The following is a 5,991-nucleotide window of genomic DNA, read 5'->3' as shown; positions in this document are numbered from 1 at the left end:
CGCGAACACCACCCCGGCCACCGGCTGCAGAGCGACGAAGAACCACCAGGCGTGCGGGATCTCGGCGAGCACCCCCGCATCGGAGGTGAACGCGCCGGGCAGCACCGCCGACATCGCCGCGAACACCACCCCCAGCAGGCAGCCGAAGACCAGCCCGTAACCGGTCACCTGCGCGGCCACCCCCCGCGCCTGCCGCCCCGAGCCGGAGCCGAGCGCGGCGCCGACGAGGGACTGCGCGGCGATGGCCAGCGAGTCCAGCACCAGCGCGAGGAACATCCACAGCTGCAGCACGATCTGGTGCGCCCCGACGGCCGCGGTCGAGGTGCGGGCCGCGACCGCGGCGGCGGAGAGGAAGCACGCCTGGAAGGCGAGGCTGCGCAGCACCAGGTCCCGGCCGAGGCCGAGTTGCGCGCGCATCACCGCCGGACGCGGCCGCAGCGACACCCGCTCGGCGACCAGTGCCCGCAGGAACAGGCTCGCCGAGACGACCTGCGCCACCAGGTTCGCCACCGCCGAGCCCTCCAGCCCCCAGCCCGCCCAGTACACCAGCACCGGGCACAGCACCGCGGAAATCCCGTTGCCCAGCAACACGAACCGCAGCGGCCGCACCCCGTCCTGCACCCCGCGCAGCCAGCCGTTGCCCGCCATGGTGACCAGGATCAGCGGCGCGCCGAACAGCGCGATCCGCAGCCAGGACACGGCCTGCGCGGCGATCTCGTCGCTGCCGGAAAGCCCCCGCGCGATCGGCCAGGCCAGCAACTGGCCCGCGACCACCAGCACGAGCCCGACCGTCAGCGCCAGCCAGGTCGCCTGCACCCCCTCGGCCACCGCCTCGGCGCGGCGGCCCGCGCCGTGCAGGCGGGCGGTGCGGGCCGTGGTGCCGTAGGACAGGAAGGTCAGCTGGGTCGAGATCTGGGACAGCACGACCCCGCCGAGCGCGAGCCCGGCCAGCGGCAGCGCGCCGAGGTGCCCGACGACGGCGGTGTCCACGAGCACGTACAGCGGTTCGGCGGCGAGCACGCCCAGCGCGGGCAGGGCCAGCCCCAGCACGCGCCGGGCGGGCACGCGTTCGACGGTGGTCAGCACCTTCGCAGGTTAACGGGACAGACCGACGGAAAATTCACAACAGCGGCGCCGAGGCGAGTGCGGCCCGCACCGCGTCGAGGACCTCCTCGGCCGTCCCGTGCCCCGTGCAGCCGGCGGCGAGCCGGTGCCCGCCCCCGCCGAGGCTGCGCGCCGCGACGGAGACGTCGATCTTGCCCACGGCCCGCAGCGACACCGTCCACTCCCCGGGCTCCTGTTCCTTGAGCACCGCGGCGACCTCGGCCTCGCTGGTCGAGCGCACCACATCGATCACGCCCTCGACCTCCTCCAGCCGCACCCCGGCGGCCGCTTCCCTGGTCACCACCGCGTGCACGAGCCCGAAGCCCTGCGCGGCCCCGGGTTCCAGGCGTGCGGTGGCGAGCACCTTCGACAGCATCGGCAGCCAGGCGAACGGATGGTCGTCGATCACCTCACGGGCGATGCGGTCGGGATCGACTCCCGCTTCGAGCAGCCGCGCCGCCATGCGGTGCGTGGACGGACGGGCCCGCCGGAATCCCCCGGTGTCGGTGACGAGACCGGCGTAGAGCGCCCTGGCCATGGGCTCGTCCAGTGGGACGCCGAGGCCGTCGATGAGCTGGAGGACGAGCACTGCGGTGGCCTCGGCGGTGACGTCGACGACGTGGTGCGTGCCGTAACGGGTGTTGGAGGCGTGGTGGTCCACCACGAGCACCGCGCCGCCGGCGGCCCTCGTGGCCTCGATTCGATCGGCGAGGGAACCGAGGCGGTCCGGAACCGGCGTGTCCAGGCAGACCAGCAGCTCAGAGGTGGCGGGGACCCGGTCGGCGGGCACCACGAGCCCGCCCGCGTCGAGGCCCCGCAGGCTTTCCGGCGTCCGGTCCGGGATCGCGAACGACACTCGCACGGTGGCGCCGCGCAGGCTGAGTGCCCGGCCGAGGGCCAGTGCGCTGCCGAGGGCGTCGGCGTCCGGGCGGACGTGGGCGAGCAGGGTGACGTCAGTGGCGTCGCTCAGGAGGTCGAGCGGCGAAGAAGGGCTCATGGCCGCAAGTTACGCTCTCCTGCGATGTTCGACTACGGGATCCTCCTCTATCCGGCCGCCAACCGGGTCTACGCCGACGCCTCCCCCTCGCTGCTGCGCGCCGAACTGGCGGTGTTCGGCGAGGCGATGAGCACCACGCCGTCCGACCTCGGGGAGCGCCGCATCGGCGGCGTCGGCTACGTGACCTTCTCGACCGCGGAGCGTCTGTCCGAACAGGACGTCGCGCTGCTGTCCAACCTGTCCTCCTGTTACGCCCTGTTCGAGCTGACCGGCGATCTGCTCCGTCCGGTGGACATCGCAGGGCTGGACAAGTTCGACACCGACCTGCTGACCATCCAGAAGTACCCCGGCAAGACGAACGAGCTGTTCACCAAGCTGCTGCTGAACGTGACGCTGCTGTCCGCCTCGGACCCGCTGGCCTTCCTGGAACGGCCGGTGCACGTGCTGGACCCGTTGTGCGGCCGGGGGACCACGCTCAACCAGGCGATGATCTACGGGCTCGACGCGACCGGGTTCGAGCTCGACGGGCGGGACTTCGAGGCCTACGAAAGGTTCATCAAGACCTGGCTGCGCGCAAAGCGGATCAAGCACACCGCCGAGTCCGGGCAGCTGCGGCGCAACAAGGTCAAGCTCGGCCAGCGCCTGGAGATCACGTTCGGGCTGACCAAGGAGCAGTACAAGGCGGGCGAGGCCCGGCGGATCGTCTACTACAACTGCGACACGGTCACCGCCGCCGAACTGCTCAAGGCCGGGTCGGTCGACGTCATCGTGACCGATGCCCCGTACGGCGTGCAGCACGGCAGCCACCGGCCCGAAGATCTTTCGCGCAGCCCCCGGGAACTGCTCGCCGAAGCCGTGCCCGCCTGGGTACGGACGCTGCGGTCCGGCGGCGCGCTCGGCATCTCGTGGAACACGCATGTCGCCAAGCGGGAAGAGCTCGCGCACCTCCTCACCGCGGCGGGTCTGCGGATCCGGGAGGGCGGGCCGTTCGGCGAGTTCGCGCATCGCGTGGACCAGGCGATCCACCGCGACCTGATGGTGGCCGTGAAGCCCTGAGCCGGGCACCGGCGGAAAGCGTCGGGCCCCGGCAGTCTCGCCGGGGCCCGCTGCTCACTCGTCCTCTTCGTCCTCGGTCTCTTCCCGCGGAGCGCGGTAAGGATCCGCGTCGCCCGCGTGCTGGGCGCTGGTGGCCCGGCGGGCCACCTCCGCGTCGGCCTCGCGGGCCTTCGCGAGCAGATCCTCGATGTGCCGTGCCACATTGGGCACCGTGTCCGCGACGAAGGTCAGGGTCGGGGTGAACCGCACCCCGGTGCCCTGCCCGACCTTGGTGCGCAGCACGCCGCGAGCCGAGGCCAGCGCTGCCGCCGCACCCGCGAAATCCGGGGCGGATTCGAGGTTCTCGCCCAGCACCGTGTAGTACACGGTGGCGTCGTGCAGGTCGGCGGTGACCTTGGTGTCGGTGATGGTCACGTAGTTCAGCCGCGGATCCTTGATGTCGTGCTCGATGGCCGAGGCCACGATCTGCGAGATCCGCTTCGACAGTTTGCGTGCGCGAGCCGGATCGGCCATCGCACATCCCCTACTTTCTTTCAGTCATGCGGTCCGAGCAGCCTGCGGTGCGCGGACAGCAGCTCCAGCTCCGGCCGCCCCACCATGAACCGCTCGCATTCGTCGAGCACGTCACGGACGTGCTCGCTGTCCGCGGCCACCGCCGCCACCCCGATCAGGGCGCGGCGATGCAGGTCCAGGTGCCCGGCCTCGGCGACGGCCACGTCGAACCGCTTGCGCAGCTCGGCGAGCACCGGCCGCACCACGGACCGCTTCTGCTTCAGCGACCGGACATCGCCCAGCAAAAGGTCGAACTCGAGCGCTCCTACGAACATGGCAGCTCCCCGGCGAAGCCCGGGGCCGGCCCATGCTGGACCGGCCCCGGGTGGTGATCAGGCGTCAGGCGCGCGGCTTCTCGCGCTGTTCGTAGGTCTCGATCACGTCGCCCACCTTGAGGTCGCTGTAGGAACCGAGGGTGAGACCACATTCGTAGCCTTCCCGGACCTCGACGACATCGTCCTTGAACCGCCGCAGCGAACTGACCGGCAGGTTCTCGGCGACCACCACGTTGTCCCGGAGCAACCGGGCCCTGGCGTTGCGCCGGATCTCGCCCGAGGTGACCAGGCAACCGGCGATGGTGCCGAACTTCGAGGACTTGAAGACGTCACGGATCTCCGCCTTGCCGAGCTCGACCTCTTCGTACTCCGGCTTGAGCATGCCCTTCAGGGCCTGCTCAATCTCCTCGATCGCCTGGTAGATCACCGTGTAGTACCGGACGTCGACGCCCTCGCGGGTGGCCCGCTCGGTCGCCTTGCCCTGGGCCCGCACGTTGAACCCGAGCACGATCGCGTCGGAGGCCGTGGCCAGGTCGATGTCGCTTTCGGTGACCCCACCGACGCCGCGGTGGACCACGTTGAGCTCGACGTCGGGACCGACGTCCAGCTGCACCAGCGCGGCTTCCAGCGCCTCGACGGTACCCGAGTTGTCACCCTTGATGATCAGGTTGAGGCTCGAGGTCTCCTTCAGCGCGGAGTCCAGGTCCTCCAGGCTGACCCTCTTCCGCCGCGCGGCGTTCATCGCGTTGCGGATGCGGGCCTGCCTGCGCTCGGCGATCTGCCGGGCGACCCGGTCCTCCTCCACCACCAGGAAGGTGTCACCGGCGCCGGGCACCGAGGTGAACCCGATGACCTGCACCGGACGCGAGGGCAGTGCCTCGGTGACGTCCTGGTTGTGCTCGTCGACCATGCGGCGCACGCGGCCGTAGGCGTCGCCCGCGACCACCGAGTCGCCGACGCGCAGCGTGCCGCGCTGCACCAGCACCGTGGCGACCGGGCCGCGGCCGCGGTCCAGGTGCGCCTCGATCGCGACACCCTGGGCCTCCATGTCCGGGTTGGCCCGCAGGTCCAGCGTCGCGTCCGCGGTCAGCAGGATCGCTTCCAGCAACTGGTCGATGTTGATGTTCTCCCGCGCGGAGATGTCGACGAACATCGTCTCGCCGCCGTACTCCTCGGCCACCAGCCCGTACTCGGTGAGCTGCTGGCGGATCTTCTGCGGGTTCGCACCTTCCTTGTCGATCTTGTTGACCGCGACCACGATCGGCACCTTGGCGGCCTGGGCGTGGTTGATCGCCTCGACCGTCTGCGGCATGACACCGTCGTCGGCGGCGACCACGATCACCGCGATGTCGGTGGACTGCGCACCACGGGCACGCATGGCGGTGAACGCCTCGTGACCCGGGGTGTCGATGAAGGTGATCAGCCGCTTGTTGCCCTCGAGCTCGGTCTCGACCTGGTAGGCACCGATGTGCTGGGTGATGCCACCGGCCTCGCTCTCGCGGACCTTCGTCTTCCGGATGGTGTCCAGCAGGCGGGTCTTACCGTGGTCGACGTGACCCATGACGGTCACCACCGGCGGCCGGATCTGCAGGTCCTCCTCGTCACCGCTGTCCTCGCCGTAGGTGATGTCGAAGGACTCGAGCAGCTCGCGGTCCTCCTCCTCCGGGCTGACCACCTGGACGGTGTAGTTCATCTCCGAGCCGAGCAGCTCGAGGATCTCGTCGGACACCGACTGGGTGGCCGTCACCATCTCGCCGAGGTGGAACAGCACCTGCACCAGCGAGGCCGGGTTCGCGTCGATCTTCTCCGCGAAGTCGGTCAGCGAGGCACCGCGCGGCAGGCGGATGGTCTCGCCGCTGCCCTTGGGCAGCCGCACCCCGCCGACGCTGGGCGCCTGCATGTTGTCCATGTACTCCTGGCGCTTCTGCCGCTTCGACTTGCGGCCCTTGCGCGAGGGACCACCGGGACGGCCGAAGGCACCGGCCGTACCGCCACGGCCACCGGGGC

At 70.7% G+C, this 5,991-nt stretch carries 6 protein-coding genes; 1 reads left to right on the top strand and 5 read right to left on the bottom strand.

The genetic code is table 11. From position 1 onward, the window contains the following. Together FNH05_RS29895 and FNH05_RS29890 are read right to left on the bottom strand one after the other, a co-directional pair. Positions 1-1,086, bottom strand: a 1,086-nt coding sequence (locus tag FNH05_RS29895; protein ID WP_144592199.1) for an MATE family efflux transporter, incomplete at its 3' end; no start/stop codon positions are given. A gap of 34 nt (positions 1,087-1,120) precedes the next feature. Further along, entirely contained in the window at positions 1,121-2,101 is a 981-nt protein-coding gene (locus tag FNH05_RS29890; protein ID WP_144592198.1) for a DHH family phosphoesterase, read from the bottom strand. A 24-nt stretch (positions 2,102-2,125) separates the two neighbouring features. Here FNH05_RS29890 and FNH05_RS29885 point away from each other — a divergent pair, with 24 nt between their 5' ends. Continuing rightward, entirely contained in the window at positions 2,126-3,157 is a 1,032-nt protein-coding gene (locus FNH05_RS29885; RefSeq protein ID WP_144592197.1) for a TRM11 family SAM-dependent methyltransferase, read from the top strand. Positions 3,158-3,211: 54 nt separating this feature from the next. Here the strand turns inward: FNH05_RS29885 and rbfA are convergent, their stop codons facing one another. The 3 genes from rbfA to infB all read right to left on the bottom strand — a co-directional run. Further along, positions 3,212-3,670 carry a 30S ribosome-binding factor RbfA gene (gene rbfA / locus FNH05_RS29880; protein WP_144592196.1) on the bottom strand — a complete coding sequence of 153 codons (459 nt, stop codon included), beginning with the start codon at positions 3,668-3,670 and terminating at the stop codon, positions 3,212-3,214. 20 nt (positions 3,671-3,690) lie between these two features. Then, positions 3,691-3,984: a DUF503 domain-containing protein gene (locus tag FNH05_RS29875; protein ID WP_144592195.1), complete on the bottom strand. Its 294-nt coding sequence runs from the start codon at positions 3,982-3,984 to the stop codon at positions 3,691-3,693. A gap of 64 nt (positions 3,985-4,048) precedes the next feature. After that, positions 4,049-5,991 (bottom strand): translation initiation factor IF-2 (infB, locus tag FNH05_RS29870; RefSeq protein ID WP_144592194.1); only part of this gene is annotated, 1,943 nt, incomplete at its 5' end.

The organism is Amycolatopsis rhizosphaerae (assembly GCF_007713715.1).
In the GTDB taxonomy this organism is placed as follows: Bacteria; Actinomycetota; Actinomycetes; order Mycobacteriales; family Pseudonocardiaceae; genus Amycolatopsis_E; species Amycolatopsis_E rhizosphaerae.
Note: the sequence above shows the minus strand (reverse complement) of the source record. Positions and strands in the feature narration are given on the sequence as shown.